This window comes from Pseudomonas citri, assembly GCF_025336485.1.
In the GTDB taxonomy this organism is placed as follows: domain Bacteria; phylum Pseudomonadota; class Gammaproteobacteria; order Pseudomonadales; family Pseudomonadaceae; genus Aquipseudomonas; species Aquipseudomonas citri.
The window spans coordinates 78,871-94,922 of record NZ_JAODAB010000003.1 but is presented as its reverse complement, the minus strand read 5'-3'; the positions used below and the strand labels follow the sequence as shown (position 1 = coordinate 94,922).

Annotated in this window: 7 protein-coding genes; 5 read left to right on the top strand and 2 right to left on the bottom strand. The window is 62.9% G+C overall.

Annotated elements, in window-relative coordinates; genetic code table 11:
• The first annotated feature begins 45 nt into the window (after positions 1–45).
• The 5 genes from N4Q37_RS04535 to N4Q37_RS04515 all read left to right on the top strand — a co-directional run bounded on the left by N4Q37_RS04535 (position 46) and on the right by N4Q37_RS04515 (position 5,453).
• On the top strand, positions 46–1,290 hold the full coding sequence (locus N4Q37_RS04535) for a PrpF domain-containing protein (protein WP_260955707.1): 1,245 nt from the start codon (positions 46–48) through the stop codon (positions 1,288–1,290).
• 183 nt (positions 1,291–1,473) lie between these two features.
• Entirely contained in the window at positions 1,474–2,568 is a 1,095-nt protein-coding gene (locus tag N4Q37_RS04530) for a DUF2169 family type VI secretion system accessory protein (protein WP_260955706.1), read from the top strand.
• Positions 2,565–3,596 carry a hypothetical protein gene (locus N4Q37_RS04525; RefSeq protein WP_260955705.1) on the top strand — a complete coding sequence of 344 codons (1,032 nt, stop codon included), beginning with the start codon at positions 2,565–2,567 and terminating at the stop codon, positions 3,594–3,596. The genes N4Q37_RS04530 and N4Q37_RS04525 overlap by 4 nt, the downstream gene beginning before the upstream one ends.
• A 1-nt stretch (position 3,597) precedes the next feature.
• Complete coding sequence (locus tag N4Q37_RS04520; protein ID WP_260955704.1) at positions 3,598–4,587, top strand: DUF4150 domain-containing protein; 990 nt, start codon at positions 3,598–3,600, stop codon at positions 4,585–4,587.
• A gap of 32 nt (positions 4,588–4,619) precedes the next feature.
• The gene (locus N4Q37_RS04515; RefSeq protein ID WP_260955703.1) at positions 4,620–5,453 is read left to right on the top strand and encodes a hypothetical protein; all 834 of its coding nucleotides are present in this window, start codon (positions 4,620–4,622) and stop codon (positions 5,451–5,453) included.
• A 44-nt stretch (positions 5,454–5,497) separates the two neighbouring features.
• On the opposite strand, the gene N4Q37_RS04510 is transcribed toward N4Q37_RS04515, so the two are convergent.
• Entirely contained in the window at positions 5,498–5,800 is a 303-nt protein-coding gene (locus tag N4Q37_RS04510; protein WP_260955702.1) for a hypothetical protein, read from the bottom strand.
• A gap of 38 nt (positions 5,801–5,838) precedes the next feature.
• The gene (locus N4Q37_RS04505) at positions 5,839–16,029 is read right to left on the bottom strand and encodes a Tc toxin subunit A-related protein (RefSeq protein WP_260955701.1); all 10,191 of its coding nucleotides are present in this window, start codon (positions 16,027–16,029) and stop codon (positions 5,839–5,841) included.
• Positions 16,030–16,052: the final 23 nt, after the last annotated feature.

The following is a 16,052-nucleotide window of genomic DNA, read 5'->3' as shown; positions in this document are numbered from 1 at the left end:
GCTAAGGGTAGAATCATTGCCCCTGTCCACCAATCGGAGTCACTTATGTACGAATCCAAAAGTGCTGAGGTTGACCACAAGGACCTCCGTTGTCGGTTCAGACATGGCGTCCTGGAGTTTCCTGTGCATCACATGCGAGGGGGTACTTCCACGGGGGTGGTGATCTGGGAGCCTCTGGTTCCCAGTGACGAGAAGCTTCGCGCAGAGCTGCTCCGACACCTGATGGGCGTGCCCCAGACAGGGCAGGCGCCAGGGAATCGGCAGATATCCGGGCTTGGACGGGGGCCCGCCACGAGCAACAAAGTGTTCCTGGCGGACATCGAGCACACGCCGGGCGGGCGCCGGATCGTCAGCACGCTCGCGCAACTTGCCAGTGGCCACGGCGAGATCGACTGGAGCGTGAACTGCGGGAATATGTCCGCGGCATTGCCGCTCTGGGCGGTCGACAGTGGAATGATCGAACCTCCTGCAAGCGGTGTTTGTGAAATCGAAATCCACAACACCAACACCGGAGTCATCACCATCAGCCGGATGTTTCGCGAGGAAGATGGGCGGTTTTCCCTTGCCGAGATCCCCGGCGTGCTCGGGGCATTTCCCAAGGTCGATCTTTTCTTGCAGTCCCCGGTAGGAAACAAGACTGGCGCGCTGCTCCCGACCGGCGCCGTGGTCGATATCGTTGAAGGGCATGAGGTTTCCTGCGTGAATGTCGCGGTACCCATGGTGATCGTCAAGGCCTCGAGCTTCGGCAAGACGGCTCATGAGCCGATCGCCGATCTTGAAAGCGATACAGCGTTCATGGCTGAACTTCGCAAGGTCTGGGTTGCGGCGGGGCTCAAGATGCAGCTTCGCCGTCGCGATGGCGTGCTGATGACCCGAGCGGAGATCGAGCGGAGCGAAACCATCCCGAAGGCTTGCATCGTCGGCGCGCCGAGCGATGGAGGCAATGTTTCGGTGCGATACTTCACTCCCCAAACAGGACATGCCTCCATGGCGGTTTCGGGCGGTTGCTGTCTTGCGGCGGCGTGTTTGCTGCCAGGCAGCGTTGCGAACCAGGTGGCGAGTGCAGTTGCAGCGCTTTCAACGGAGTATTCCGATATCGAAGTGAGCATCGAGAACCCGGCCGGCAAGCTGGACGCAACCGTCACCGCCAAGCGCGTGGGCGAGCGCATCGAGATTGAAGCAGCGGCTTATCGCCGAAGCACCCAGGTACTCATGCGTGGCCATGTACCGCTGTACGGCGCTTCGGCTGGGCTTATCGAGGCATTGAGGTTAATGGGGGCAATTCGGTGAATCGCCTTACCTCACTGACGCCTCATCGCCAACGACTCGGGCAAAGCGCAAAGCCAGCCGCGTGCTATCGTTCAAAACAACCAGAGGGAATGTGCACCACAAAAAAGGAGGCGCGGGCTCGTAGCGCCACGGCACAGGGTTCTTATGCTGCCAGGCGTTGTGCACGAGTCGCCAGACACGCACATGCAGATCACCAGCAACACCACCCCGTTTCTCGCCGAACGCTTTGTTTCAACAGATAAGAGCGGACAGAAACACTGCGTTGTGGTTGTCAGGGCGACCTTTGATGTTGAAGATCAGGGCCGCTGCGTGCCTGCATTGGAGCAAGCCCCCTTTGTCTATTGCGATCAGCATCACGGCGATCCAGGTACCACATCGGTCCGTTTCGAGACGGACTTTGCCCCAGTGAAGCCACGGGTTGATGTGCTGGTCCACGCCCTGGCCGTTTCTCCAAACGGCGACCCCGTGACCCGGCTACAGGTCGGCTTCGCGGGGGCTGGTATTCACAAGGTTGCAGTGGTGAGCGGTGACCGCGTTTGGACGCTTGGTGTCACCGGCATCATCGCGTCGCCGCCGTCGCCCTTCACCTCGATACCGCTTTCCTGGGATCGTGCCTTTGGTGGCAGCGATCAATCCCATGACGACGAAAAAAAACGTGGCAGCGATCTTCGTAATGTCACCGGCGTTGGCTTCCATCTCAATGACCGAGACGACAGCATCCTCAACACGAGGCTGCCAAACGTGGAGCGCCACGGCGATCTGATGAGTGCTTGGACGGATAAGCCGCAACCCATCGGTTTTGCGCCCGTCGGCCGGGGCTGGCAGCCGCGTGTCGGTTTCGCCGGGACATACGACCGGCACTGGTTCGAGACACGCCGCCCCTTTCTGCCGGAAAACTTCGACACGCGCTATTTCCAGGCAGCGCCGCTCGACCAACAGTTGGATCGTCTGGAGGCTGGTACACGCTTCACCTGCATCAACATGAGTGCGGGTGGAGCGTTCGTCGCACAGACGCCGGCCTTCGACATTCCGGTGACCTTTCGCTTCGAAAATCGCCAGGTACAGGCAGTCATCAATGCCGACACCGTTATTCTCGAGCCCGGTTGTGTCCGGCTTACATTGCTTGGCAGGACATCGGTACCACTGCCTCGCAAACTGGCGCAATTGCGTGAAATACAGATCGGTAAGCGCCGTTATACCGACCTGCACGGAAAACCGCATTTCGCCAACCTGGCTGACCTGGTCACCTCATTCAGGCATCGGGAGGCGAAGACATGATGCAGCCCGTCTATCTTTCGTGCCTGGGATTGGTCTGCGCTGTCGGTCTGTCACCCGCGGCCGCCGCGGCGGCAATGCGTGCAGGGATCAGCGGCTTCGATGAATTGCCGTGGGTCGAAGAGGGCCTGGAACCGATCATCGGCGCGAGAGTGCCCACGGTGGCGGAGGATCTCCACGGGCGTGCAAGGCTCGTCGAGATGCTTGCTCAGGTACTTGATCACAGCCGTGCAACGTTGGCGGGGCGTGTGGATCTAGGCGAGTTTCCGCTCCTTCTCTGTACGTCCGAACCGGAAAGACCCGGTTCGCGCATCGACGGCATCGTGACGCAAGTCGAGACACGATCAGGCTGGCAGCTGCAACGTAAAGGTGCTGCCCATGTGGCCCGTGGGCATGTTGCAAGCATTGAGGCGTTGAGTCTGGCAGGGAGTGCCATGGACCAGGCCGACCGCGACGCCTGCCTGATCGTGGCCGTGGATTCGCTCGCGGATCCCCGTTGCCTGCTCTGGTTGGAGCAGAGCGGCCGGCTCAAGACCTCTCTACGCTCAGACGGAGTGATACCGGGTGAAGGCGCAGCGGTGCTACTCGTCAGTCGACAACCGATAAGCGCGGCTTCCTTGGTCGTTCGTGGCGTGGGCATTGGGAGCGATTCCGCCACCGTGCTCAACGACGATCCACAGCTTGGCCTGGGAATGGCAACGGCTGTCGCAGCGGCCATCGCACAAGCCGGCGTCGCCATGCACGACATCGCTTGGCGCTTGAGCGATGTGTCGGGCGAAGCCTATGGGTTCGAGGACCTGGCTCTGGTCCAGTCCCGCCTGATGCAGCAAACCCGCCCGACCCAGGACTTATGGCTCCCCGCGAGCTACGTCGGTGACTGTGGAGCAGCACTGGGGGCGATACAACTCGCTTGGATCGAGCAAGCGTTTGCGCGTGGCTATGCCCCGGGTCCGATTGCGCTGGTGCACAGCTCATCCGCGAACGGCGCGCGCGCGGCAGTGGTTATCAGTGGCACAGTGAGGGAGCGCTGACATGTCCCACGAGGTTTATGCCAACAGCAATGAGATCGCCGGAAAAGCCGGCATGGGCAAAGTGGTCGCCTCGTTCCCCGATGTCTGCCTTTCGCCGCCAGGGCCACCTGCCGGGCCGATTCCGATTCCTTATCCGGATACCTCCTTCTCGTCGACGCTGAAACAAGGCTCCAAGACCGTCATGCTGCAACGCAAGCCAGCAGCGTTGTCTCAGCAGTCCTATTACCAGCCATCCATGCTCGGCGACGAAGCGGCGACCCGGGCCTGGGGAATGTCGGTGATCACGCATCAGATTACGGGCAAGACCTATTTCCAGGCCTGGTCGATGGACGTTCAGGTCGAGGGCAAGTACGTTTGCCGACACTGCGACATCACCACCAGCAATCACGCCAGCGCGCCTGGCGTAGGGGTGCCCAACCCGAACCTTGAAGCGGTGGGTTGGGGCGAACTGGAGGATGAAAGCCCTAACAAATGCGCCTGTTGTAACGGACCTCGTCACTCAGCCGGCAAGCCGATGACGATGGATGACTGGTACATGAAAGATTCCGCCGGCAACGTGGCCCCCCATGCTGCTACATACACCACGTTGATGAGCGACGTGGCCAATCGCAAGTCGGCGACGCCTCCTTGCACCTGCAGCAGCCGGCTCGTTCCGTCTGCGCCTTGCAACGTCTTCAGGCGACCGGTGACGCCAGCGGAGCGGCAGGCGAACAAAAGTGCCTGGAACAGCCTGCGTGACACTTATCAAGGGGTTTTCAATGTACCGAGCGAAGCCCAGGTCGTTGCGAATCTGACGCCGAAGCTGGGTCGCGCACCGGTGCAGGCCGAGATTCAAGACGAGCGACAAGTCAATCACCTGGTTCCCAAGGCAGCGGCCGGCGGCTGCCCCGTCGGTGAGGGTAATCTTGAGAAAAACGGCGACTTGTGTCCGGTATGTCGAAATCTGGACAAGCGCTTTGGTACGCTGCAGTCATTGGCCTCAAAAGCCTGACCCATCGCAAGCGACGACTGTGAGGAGTGACAATGGACTGGAGTCGTTATGGCAACCCCGAAATGGTCGATTGGGAAGGGCGGGGGTACTTTGCCTACCCTGACGTCGTGACCATCGCTCCCAAAAGGGAAAGCGGACAGTTGCCGCAGCAGGACGATTACTTCCGGTGGCTGGAAGCCTTGAGGTGGGCAAAACTTGGCGATTTCAGCCCAATGCCAGGGCTCGTCGAGTTGGGCCGCGGCGACACCCACCCGGTAAACCGTCGCCTGTGCGCAGAACTGCTTGGCGATGCCGGACCGGCTTCTACTGTCGACACCATCGCGACACGACTTGCCTGCGAAGAAGTGGGGCTTGAGCTGACGCTGGCCTGGGGCGGCGTGCTTACGCGACGTGGAAAACTGGCCGATATTCCCATCGTTCTCGCGGCATTCGAGCGGGTCGCGACCATCAGTGATGCCGAAATCCTTCCCGTGTATCTCTCAGCTTGCCTGGAGACGGGATACGAACTTTGCGACCACCAGGACTACGATTCACTCGACAGCTATCGGCACGCGGTACTGAACAGATGCGCCGAACTGACAGGTAGATTCGGTACAGACCAAGTCTGTGTGGACGGCGGTGAACCGCTGAGTGTGATCGGCTTGGCCCAGCGAATTTTGCGACGCCTGCGAGAACCGTACTTCCCCTTCGAGCTACGACGGCGCTTCGAGTGTGCCACCGGCATCGACTGCTCTTGCTTCTACCATGACCGGGTGTTCAGACCGCTGCACGCATCAGCGCTTCTGGAAGCCTTTCTCGAAGGCGCCCATGCCACTGGGTTCAAGAGCGGTGTCCGTTATTTCTTCGGACATCGTATTCCGGATTAGGGCACCGCTTCGCTTCGTTGTCCGCCGATCTCCGTGCGTAGGGACTACTCCGTCCCTGTATCTTTTTGTACCTGCCACTCTGCCAGGCGCGGTTCTTCACCGGTAATCGCCGTGTATTCTTCGCGAGTCAGGTTCTGCTTGTCGCCATTGGATAAATGCAGGACTGCATAGACGTCATTTTCTTCCTGCGGCAATACCCGCACGCTGACAATGTGGTCGGCATTGAGAAAAAAACCCGGCCTCAGCTCGATAAGAGGCCCGGGCGCAGGCGTCATCGCTCGCGCAGAGGCCCCTGGTCTTCGACGGGGGAGATCTGTGTGTTCGTCAAGCGGGGGCTTCTTCGCCATGTGTTAACTCCTGGTATGGCCCGGGAACGGGCCTGTTTTCAACAATCCGCCATGCAATCGCCGTCGCAGGTGGGCCGTTTCGGCAAGCAGCGTTCCGGCGGACCGGCCTCATACGAGCACATCAGATAGGCTCGGTGCACCACGCCGATGCTTTGCGGGAACAGGAAATCGCCGATCGTCACCGATCGTTCGTCGCCGAGGAACGGGAACGGGTACTCGATCACGCCATGGAAGAGGCAGGGCCAGTCCTCACTGGTCACGCAGGTCAAGAAAAAGCGGTCGCAGCCGGCTTCGCTGTCGTCCTCGCAGGCGCAATCGCCATAGGGCACGAACTCGATCTCATGATTGCGCACGCCGCTACAGCCTTGTGCTTCGAACCACAGTTCGACGCGGCACATGCGCACCGGCCGCTGGCCCGGCAGGTACGGGAACATGCCACGGCACATGCGCAGCGTAAGCGCACGTATGGCGTCGGGTGGCGAAGCTGTCGGCACGACTGCCTTGAACCGCTGCCACGCATCGGCGAAGTCCCGCTTGAAGTCGAACAGACGGAGCCCCGCGCCAGGGAGCAAGCAGGAAGCAGCGGCCCAGCTTGCCTTGCGCAGCAGCGAGCCGCCTTCACGAGCGGTGTAGCTCAACTGGACAATCAGGTCGCTTACCGTATCAATGTCGAACGCGTTGGTCTCGATGGGCAACTCGATGCGCCAGCGGCTGATCGCCCCGGCGTATTCGAACGGCAGGTAACGCTCGTCGCGGAAATTGAGCTCGAACAGGCCCGAGTCGTTCTGCCCGGTGGAGGTCGCGATCGCTTCGGTTGCGCCGTAGCGCTTCACGATGCGGGGATCATCCTTGATGGCTTCGTAGCGCCGACGCTCGCAGCAACCGCAGGTGCATTCACCAGGGCAGCAGTCTTCGATATCGAGTAGCGTGGGTTCGACACGTGTCGTGCTGCTCAGCAGCGTCAACTTGCAATGCACGCCCGCGTATGGACCCACCACCGAGGGGATGGTCAGGCTGACACTCTTGATCCGGCGCAGGTAGTGCCCGGGATATTCGCGGTCCAGGCGCCATTCCGGAATCTCGATTTCGCAGGTGCCGGTGGTCTTCAACTGCAGAAACGCGAGCGGGAAATCAATCAGCAGCGACAGCCGCGTCATCAGCTCCTGCTCGCGTCGGTTCTGATCGAAGTAGGCTTTCTCCATCGCCCGCAGCGATGTCGACAGCCGTTCGCCGGCCAACAGGCCTTCGTGCAGCCCGTCCCAGGTATCCGCTGGCAGGAACGTTTGCGCGGTCAGCTCGCGTTCCAGCTGGAACGCACGCTGTGCCTGGCGTGCCCAGCACCAGGCGATGTCGAACATCTGGTGGTGCAACGCCGCCGTTTCCTGTTGCAGGAACAGGTAGAGCGCGTGATTGGTGAATTTGTCGCGCAGGAAGTCCTGCAGCTCAGCCGCTTGCTGTTTCTGTTGCACCAGGTTGTTCAACTGGCGCAGTGCCACGTCGCGGCGCCGCTCGGCGCCGAGGATCTGCCGCTCGATCTGCTGTATCTCGATGTCGAGTACCGTGACCTGGAAAATCCAGTCCGCCTCACGGCGATCCCATCCGCCCTCGGTCAGCGCCAGGCCGGCCTGTGTACCGGTGATATCGGCCACTGTGTAGAGAATTCTCGCGGCCGCGGCGAACGCGTGGGCCAGTTTGGTACCGATCGGCATCTGGAACACCGACACCGGGGTTGAAGCGATGCCCGCGACGCCCGTCGTAATGTCCGGAATCAGGTTCATGACCTGACCGACACCTTCGACGACGTTGCCGGCGGCACGGGTGGTCATGGAAACGCCTGTCAGGTTCTGGTACGCCTGCTCCTTGGGAATCAGGCCGTTGGCGATGAGGTCGCTGTAGTACTGTCGCCGCGCCAGCGCCCCTTGCTTGGTTTTCTGCAGAGCCTGCACCTGCCAGTCCGCTTCGCGGAATTCCGTGCGCCGGATCTCCTCGGTCAGGTTGAGCATCTGCCGTTCGTGCGTGGCCCGCATGGCTGCGAGGAACTCGGCATCGCCTTTCTCGAAGGCCGCCAGCAGCGCCGCGCCAAACGTGCGCACCTCGCTCGCCGTCTCCACGGCGCGCTGGATGAGGAAGGGGAAGCGGTACGGACTGGGAGGACAGCAACAACCGTCGTCATCAAGGCAGTTTGCGGCCACGCTCTTCCATCCGCGCCGTACCGGATCGTCGCCCCAGTAGGAGGTGTCCGGATTGGTGATGTCGCCCACCAGTCGCGCCTTTGTCAGGCAGTGATGGAGTGCATCCAGTTGATCGGCTACGCGGTCATAGCTCTCCATCAGCCGCGGGTTGAGCGGCGCGAAGCGTGGGATGAAGTGGGCGACCGTTTGCGCCTGGATAGCATCATCCTGGCCGAAGATCGTGCGTGGCCGTTCGCCGAGGAATCTAGAGAGCGTGTCGAGGCGCAGCCGCGCCAAGGCGTAGCCCTCGGGGGAATGTCGGCACATGGCTGCCTGCGCGTGCTGAAGCAGCGTTTCGAGGTACGCCAGGACGACGCTTCGCTGCCGGGTCGCAAGGTCCGTCTTCACCTGCGTGTCACAGCAAGGATCCTGGTCGGTGCGCCTGCCTTCACGCGTCGACACCGCCGTCATGTTGCGGCCGATGGGTGGCGGGGAACTGGCTGGCGTGTTCGCAGCGGCCTTCTTCGAGCCTCTCGGAACGTCGGTGCCGGGAACGGTTCCGCTCGAGGGTGGCTGCGACGTGCGGCAGGTGGCCCAGCGCAGGTCCTTGTCACCCGGAGCGAAGTACATTTCATACCATTTCAGGGCGGCCTCGAAACGGCAGTGGGCGCGCAGCGTTCCGGCCACCGTCATGGCGGTCGAGTAGAGCGAAGGCTCAAGGGGGGCGCCAGGCGTGAAATAGACGAAGAACGGATACGCTGGCAACAAGGGCGCCAGAGGGGCTGGCGCGAGGGGCGTCGCGATTACTTCGGGCGTCACGACGGCGGTATCCGAGACGATGTCGTAGCGAAAACCCCACGGTGACGGGTCTGCATGGCCCGCCGGAAGCGCCGCGGCGTGGGTGATCCGGAACCGAAGGGAATCGACCTCACGGCCGAGCAATTCGAGCTGCGGCTCGCCGCTGGCAGGATTGACATGCGCACCTTCATCACTGATGCGCGGGGTCTGGAACTCTCCATTGTGCACGCGGCACCAGGCGAGCTTCACCATCGGTCGTGGCGGCCAGGCCAGCAGCGGTGGCAGACGGTCACGGCGATGCCAGTCGGAGGTCATGTCCGGCGGTACGACACCCCAGTCCGCATCTTGGTACAGAGACGGTTCGTTGGGATTCAGGACACCCGGATCGTAATACTCGCTGTCCACCAGCCAGAAGTAGTACTCATCCATGACCGGCGGGTGCATGCGGCCGCATTGGGTACAGCACGTCGAGAGCGCTTTTTCCGGCAGCGCGTACGCCGACGTGGCAGGCGGTTCCCCGGCTGCGGCAATGCGCAGGAAGCGCGTACCCAGGCGGACCGCTGCCTGGATCCAGAGCGGCAGCTGCGGTGAGGTCGCAGCGGACGGCGTATCGGTGGAGGCGTTGGCAGGGACCGTCGCAGCGAGTTTTATGGAAGCTTCCCCCGCGACGTTGTGCGTCGTGCCGGGGGGCTGGCGGACGGACAGGTGGAGTTGCGACGGCGCCAACCAACTGGGCCTGGCATGGCGTTCGGGCTTGCCCATCAACCCGAGGTTCTCGGGCTGCGGCACCTGCTTCAGATAGGACGGGTCACGGTGTTGCAGCACATTCAATGACGGGTGTACCGGCCAGTAGGGACCAGGCCAGTACTCCATGCCGCCAGGTTGCGGCGCAGTCAGTGTCCCACGCCGCAGCTCGGATTCGAGGAAACGGAACGCTTCTGTCCGGATGGCGCGTTCGTGCTCGCTCCACTCGACATAGTTCTCTTTGTACAGTGTGCGACGGCGGCAAGCCTGCCAGACATGGAAGGTCGCAAAGCGCTGGTCCCAGACAGAGGCGAACATCGGCTGCACCACGAATGTCGGCTCCTGGGCGAGGCGCGCACGCTCTACAAACGACCGCACCGCCGTGACTGCCTCCTCGGTGCGACTCAGCTTCTGGCAAATGCCCGCTTCGACGTCGATCAGCAGCAAGGTGCTCAGATCTTTTGCTGAGTTGGCGAATGTACCTGGCACAAATGGCAGTGGTACCCGGTTCATTGTGCTGAGATACGCGACCAAGGCCGTGCGGCCGCGTTCGCGCAGCAGATTATTGAGATGTTCGATGTCAGCGTAACGTAGCGGGCTGCCGCGCTCGATCATGCCGTCGCGGTAGAACTTCGTCAGGTTCGCGTTACCGGTGGCCATGGCCGGTGCCGCACTCGCGGCCCAGAGATCGGGCTGCGCCTGGGCCAGATCGAGTGGAACGAACGCCTTGAGCAGTCGGCGAACCCACGAGGCGGCGTGCCAGACGCGAATCGCCCAGCGATCGTCCAACAGCTTGACCCAATCGACGGATACACCGTCGTGGAAATCAAGGACAAGCGCGGCATGGTCCATGTCCACGGCCAGGTCCACCAACAGCGGCACGGGATCGGCAGGCTGCTGGTTCGACGCCTCGACAAAACAGAGCCACGCGAGGCGCTCAGCCCGTTGCTGGACGGCTTGACGCATTACCGTGTAGTCGTGGAGCCGTTCGAACCAGTCGAAGAGCGCCTGTCGGCGCTGGGCCGACGGCGTTGCACGCTGATCGAGCGGTGCCGGTGGCTGGCGCTCGGGATCGCCGTTGTAGGTATCGCCAATCGGCAGGAAATTGAAGTCCAGGTACACGCGGTGCGATGTAAACGGTGTGCCGGGCATATAAGTGACGCCGGCGAACAGATCCGGCGACGACAGCATGTACTCGGTTTCGGAAACGTTTGCCCGCGTCACCCGATGCGCCGACAGACGCAGCCGGTGGCAGAACAGCAGCGCCTTGAATGCGCGCTGGTAGGTGCGGCGGATGTCACGCAGGCTGCTGGTGTATTGCAGGGCCAGATATGCCTTCGCCGATGGCACCACGGCCTGGGCGCTGTTCAGTTCGCCCGCTGAGACGTCGCGATACAGGCGCTCGGCCGGCAGCTCGGCAATGCAGTCATCGGTGTCCGGGCCCTGGTACTTCACGGTAAAACCGGTGCGGGCGCGGACCAGTTCGTGCTTCTCGTCGAACGTGGGGGGTGTCTCCTCGAAATCTATGTCGATGAAATAGGCACCGCGCTTGAGGTGCAGCGGGCCGGACGCACGGTCCGGCGCCGGCTCGTCCGCCCACCGGTAGTTCAGCAGGCGGAACGTTTTCTGGCCGCGCCGCAGGTTGATGCGCCACTTGTTATGACTGCATGTCTCGAAATCGGGTGCGGCGCAATCCGCTGTCGGCACGCCGGCGAAGAATGTGTAAGTGCCCGCCGTCTCGACGATCAGCACACCGCGCCAGCGTGCGGTATAGCCTTCGGCGCCAGCCAGCGGCAGGCCGTCCGACTCACGCAGCGCCAGTCCGTTGCGCAACAGGGCGAACTTCAGTTGTGCCGGCGGTAATGTGAAGCCCAAGCCCGGTACGATCGTGGGAGCGGGGGCGTTCCATGCATTGGCCGCGGCCGAGAACACCGTCATCGGCCCGCGCAGTTCGGGCCATGACGTCCCGCTTGCGCCGTTCACCTCACCGAGCAGGCCGGTGCCGGTAAGGCCAGTCAGCGCGGCAAAGGCACCGCCGGCGGGTTGCAACCATGAGAAGCTGGCTGGCAACTTGCCGTTGTCCTGCTCCCAAGCCGTCGTGGCTTTGTTCTCGTCGCCGAGCAGGCGGCAAAGGATCAGCCACGTCAGTTCGGTTTGTGCGTCGGTGCCGTCAGAGGCATAGCCCACATGGGCGGCAAGATGTTCGGCGATGATGCGCGCACGACGCGAGAACTCCACGAATGCGCGGCGCAAATACGCCCAGCGCCGGGTCTCATCCGCTTCCTGGACCAGGGCCTGCTCGGCGTCGGCGAGGCTGGGGAACAGGAACGAAAAGCGCGCAAGCTCGGCACGCGGGGCGAAGTACAACTGCTGTACCGCCTTGCGCTCGGCATCCGTCAACTGCTCGATCGCATTGAGCTTGAACAGCACGTCCTGGTCGAGCAACGGCACCGATGTCGTCAGCTCCTTGGCGACGGCATCGTATTGAAACGGTCCGGGATGGGGGAAATTCCACATGCTCGCGCTGGTGACCGCGAGCGGTGAGCGATACTGACGCGCCTGTGGGCCGACGGCAAACCCGGCCTCAGCGAGGGTTTCGGGCAGCAAGTGTTGCCCCAGTTCCTGCAGCGGATCGGTGCCCGCCGGGGGCTCGTAGCCGAAATCGCTCCGCATCGCGGTGACGAGGCCGCTCCAGGTCAGTGCGGCGATGTCCTCTTCTGTCGCGTGGACATCCAGCAGCTTGCGCCGCAGGCTCCACAGGTCATAAGGATGTCCTTCCTCCGGAAAATCGAAAGGTTGATCGAGCGCTTCGTTCTGGTCCTGCTGGCAGAACGGATCGTCGCCGTCGACATGCTGGTCGACCGAGAACAGGTACAGCAGTTCGCCAGTGTTAAACGACGAGGCGTAGAGCTTGGCGAGGATTTCCACAAAGCGCAGCGTGCCGGTCGGCCGTGCATTCCAAGGCCTTGCGACAGGATCGAAGCCACTCAGCAGCGACAGCGCATCGAGGTTGTCGCGCAGGACCTTGATGAACTCGGGCGGACGATGGCGACGATGGCTGCCCGGACGTCGACCGGGCGCGTGCTCGCGCTCGGCGCGGTCCTCGATGCGTCCGAGCAGGGATTCCACGGCCCAATCGAAGGACGTGGTGGGCGTGGCGGCCCACAAGCCAAGCAGGCGTGTGCGCGCCGCACCGGTCGCGTCTGGCGCCGCCTGCGGATCGGTGCCGAGCGCAAGTCGCCAGTCATCTCGCAGGATCTGGAAGGCGGCCAGCTGACGGATGAATTCCGGGTTGATCTTCGCGCCCTGGAACAGTTCGAGCACCAGGCAAATGTCGCGCAGGTCCGCAAAGCTGTAGCCGGCGCCGGGCAGGCACTTGAGCGAGCGCCAAAGGCGGATGAACACCATCAGCCGTCGTAGCGCATCTTCAGGCGACTGCCGTTTGACGAACTGGATCACCAGATCCTCCGGACAGCACGGTTCGCAATCCGGGAAGCCAATCTTCGGTGGCGTTCTCGTCGAGCGCCCCGCAGCCGCTCCTGGCGCGCTCGGTTGCCGTTCGAACTCGACGAATTTCGACTGCCAGAGTTCCAGGAACTCGCAGTAGTCCAGCCCTGTGCGCTTGAGGAATTCCGGCACATGCAAGACGATCGATTTCCAGCCGACCCCTTTGATCGTGGCCGAGGGGAAGCCGTACATCTTGAACAGCTCGGCCGGGCCGATTGGAGCGACGTAGAGCGTCTGGTACTCGGCGGGGGAGAGGCGCAGGTACTCGATCGCCAGTTCGATCCGCACCGGATACCGCCACAGATGTTTCTGGAAGTCGACGGCCTCCTGCTTCGCGTCGATGGCAAACTCGGTGATTTCTTCTCGAAACGCGCGCAGAGTCGCGAACCGCGATGTGCCCAGGCCACACAGGTACGTGCGCGAGATGTCGAGCGACTGCGAGTAGGGCAACCGCGGCGAGGAAAAATCGTCGGCGAGTTTCACATAGGCGTCCGGCTTCTTCACCGGCGTGGCCGGCGTCGAATGCTCCGGCAGCGCGGCGAACAAAGTATCGGCGGCGTGCCCCGTGCCGTTATCGGTGTCGACTGGTTTTAGCGCGTGCCCGCCCAGTGCCGTGGCGCCGGTGTCATAGACGACGCCGGGGGCTCCATTGTCTACGAGGTCCTCGAGGTTCTCATTGATGATGTCGATCAGCGGCAGCTTGGTGTGCACATTCGCAGCCGTGGCGTGAAGGTCGCCGAGGGCACCGCGGCGCGGCGCGAGCAGTTCCGCGAGCGTGTCACCGATGGCCGCCGGATGCTCGCATGTCGCGCCGACACCGGTTGCAAGCAAATCCTGCAGATACTTGACCGGTCCGAGCGGGGACAAGTGCCATGGCGGAATGCAGTTGACGAGCGATCCATCCGGATTGACTGGCGTGAACGGGCCGGGGGCGGCCGGCGGGGCAACCCCCGTCGCGCCGCCGGCCGCAGCCTGGATGGCCGTGGCGAACGGGAAGGCTACCGTTCCGGTCAGTGCGTGTTCGAATTCACTGGTGCTCAGCGCCTGGATCTGCGCCCGTGACGTGAATCCGCGCGCGTAGAGGGCTTCGAGCAGGGAGAATTGCAGCGCTGCCGGCCCGACGCCGGTGGTCGCGCGCAGCAGTTCATCGAGGGTCTTGAGCACGTCGAGCAGCCACGCCTGTGCTGCCGTGTCGTCGGGAAATACCATCTGCAGCGCGTTCAAGATGACAGGTGCGCTCCAGTTCGCCACCGGAAACGCAAAACCGGGGGCCGCCGCTAGGAACGCGACCAAGGGATCGTTGGCGGCGAGCGGAATCGACTGCGCGTTCGCGTTGGCGCTCGCGGACGGTGCCGGCGCAATCGACAGCACCTCGAAATATTTGCGCAACTGGCGCACGAACGCTTCGACCCGCTCCTGCGGCGTACCCGGTTGGGTGAAATCCGGCAGCAGGGCCACGTTGGCGGGCAGGAAGAAGGCCTGCCACTGCTGGACAGTGCGGGCCTTGAGTTGTGCCACGTTGGCGACCGGGATGCCTTTGATTGCGGCGATCAACGCGACCGAAGCCGGCGTGACCACGGTTTGTTGCGTGATGACGGCGAGCACCAGGTCGAGATGCCCGGGTACGAGTGCGGCCGGGAAAGGTGCCTGTTGCCAGAAAGGGTCGATCGACACGGCCATCTGGGCGAGCCATGCCGTGACCAGGGTGTTTACGTTGGCGTTGAGCGGGCAAAGCGGGACGCGCTGCATGCGGCCCCGGCCGATGGCGGCGAGCCGGCGCGCGGCGTTTTCGGGCGTCGTGGCAGGGGCGACGATGATGTTGGCGTCAAGGGCGGCCCTGATGGACGCGACGATGCGCGACTCGTCATCGTCGGTGACCATCCGATAGCGTTCCTCGGCGGTGACGTTCGCCGCCAGGACTGCCGAGAGCGCATAGAAGTATTCGGCAGGTACCTGGAAGTTCAAGAGCAACCCGCCCTCATTCACGATCACGACATCGGCCCGACGAAACGTCTCACCCGGAGTCGGGGGAGGCCCGGGCTCGATAGGGAAGCGCAGGCCGACGCGACCGGGATTGGCGCTCTGCTGCCCAGCCCACACGGCGGCCGATGCGGCGAAAACGTACTGCGCCAGGCGATCGGCATTGGCGTTCTGCAAGGCGTAATAGCCGAGCAGGCTGGCTTCATACTGCTTGCGATCCATGTCCGCCTTGTCGCGTTCGTCCGTGCTCCACGACGTATCGGTCTGCGGGCGCGTGTACATGTCCTCGAGGCGGCGGTTGTTCGGCCGCTCAGGCGGGGGCGCGATCTTGCGGTTCCAGATGATTTCGCGCGAGACCTGGCGCGACTGCGCCGCTGTCAGCGGACTATGGTTGGCGAGCGTGGCACCGCCGCCGGGGTCCTGCGCCAGCACCTTGTTGATCGCATTGCACAGTGGCACGAACTTGGGCGGCGTGCCGTCGACCGGCAGTTCCACGAAGGCTGCATTCGGATCGAGCGCGACCCCGGGGTCCGGCAATGTCAGCACGACGGCGGGGGGATCGACGGTGATATAGGTCAGCGGATTGTTCGAGATCGGTGCACTGGGCTCTACCTTCACGTTGAAGTCGAGCCGCTCGTAGGCCACGAGCTGCGAGCCCTGCTTGATCTCCAGGCGCAGATCGGCGGTGTTGAACTCAGCGGCGGGCGGGGTTAGCTCGATGATCGCTGTCGCCACCGCTTCCAGGCGCACGTCCGGGCTTGGTGGCGCGGGAAATGGGTTTACCTGCAACGGGTACACGGAGAAGTGCTGCACGATCCGCTGGTTGGCGGGCGTGAATGCTGGGCCAACCGCATCGATGCCGGTGTTCGGCACCCATGCGCCCTGAGCCTGCCCGACCAGCGTGCCATCGGCAGAGTTACCGAACGACAGGTCGAACGCGCGGATCGTCAGGTTGTTGAGATAGCTCGTGAAGCTGGCGCCGCTGATAGGTTTCATTGGCGCGAGGCGGATGAGGATGACGTGTGGCATGACTTATGGCTCCCATTCCCATG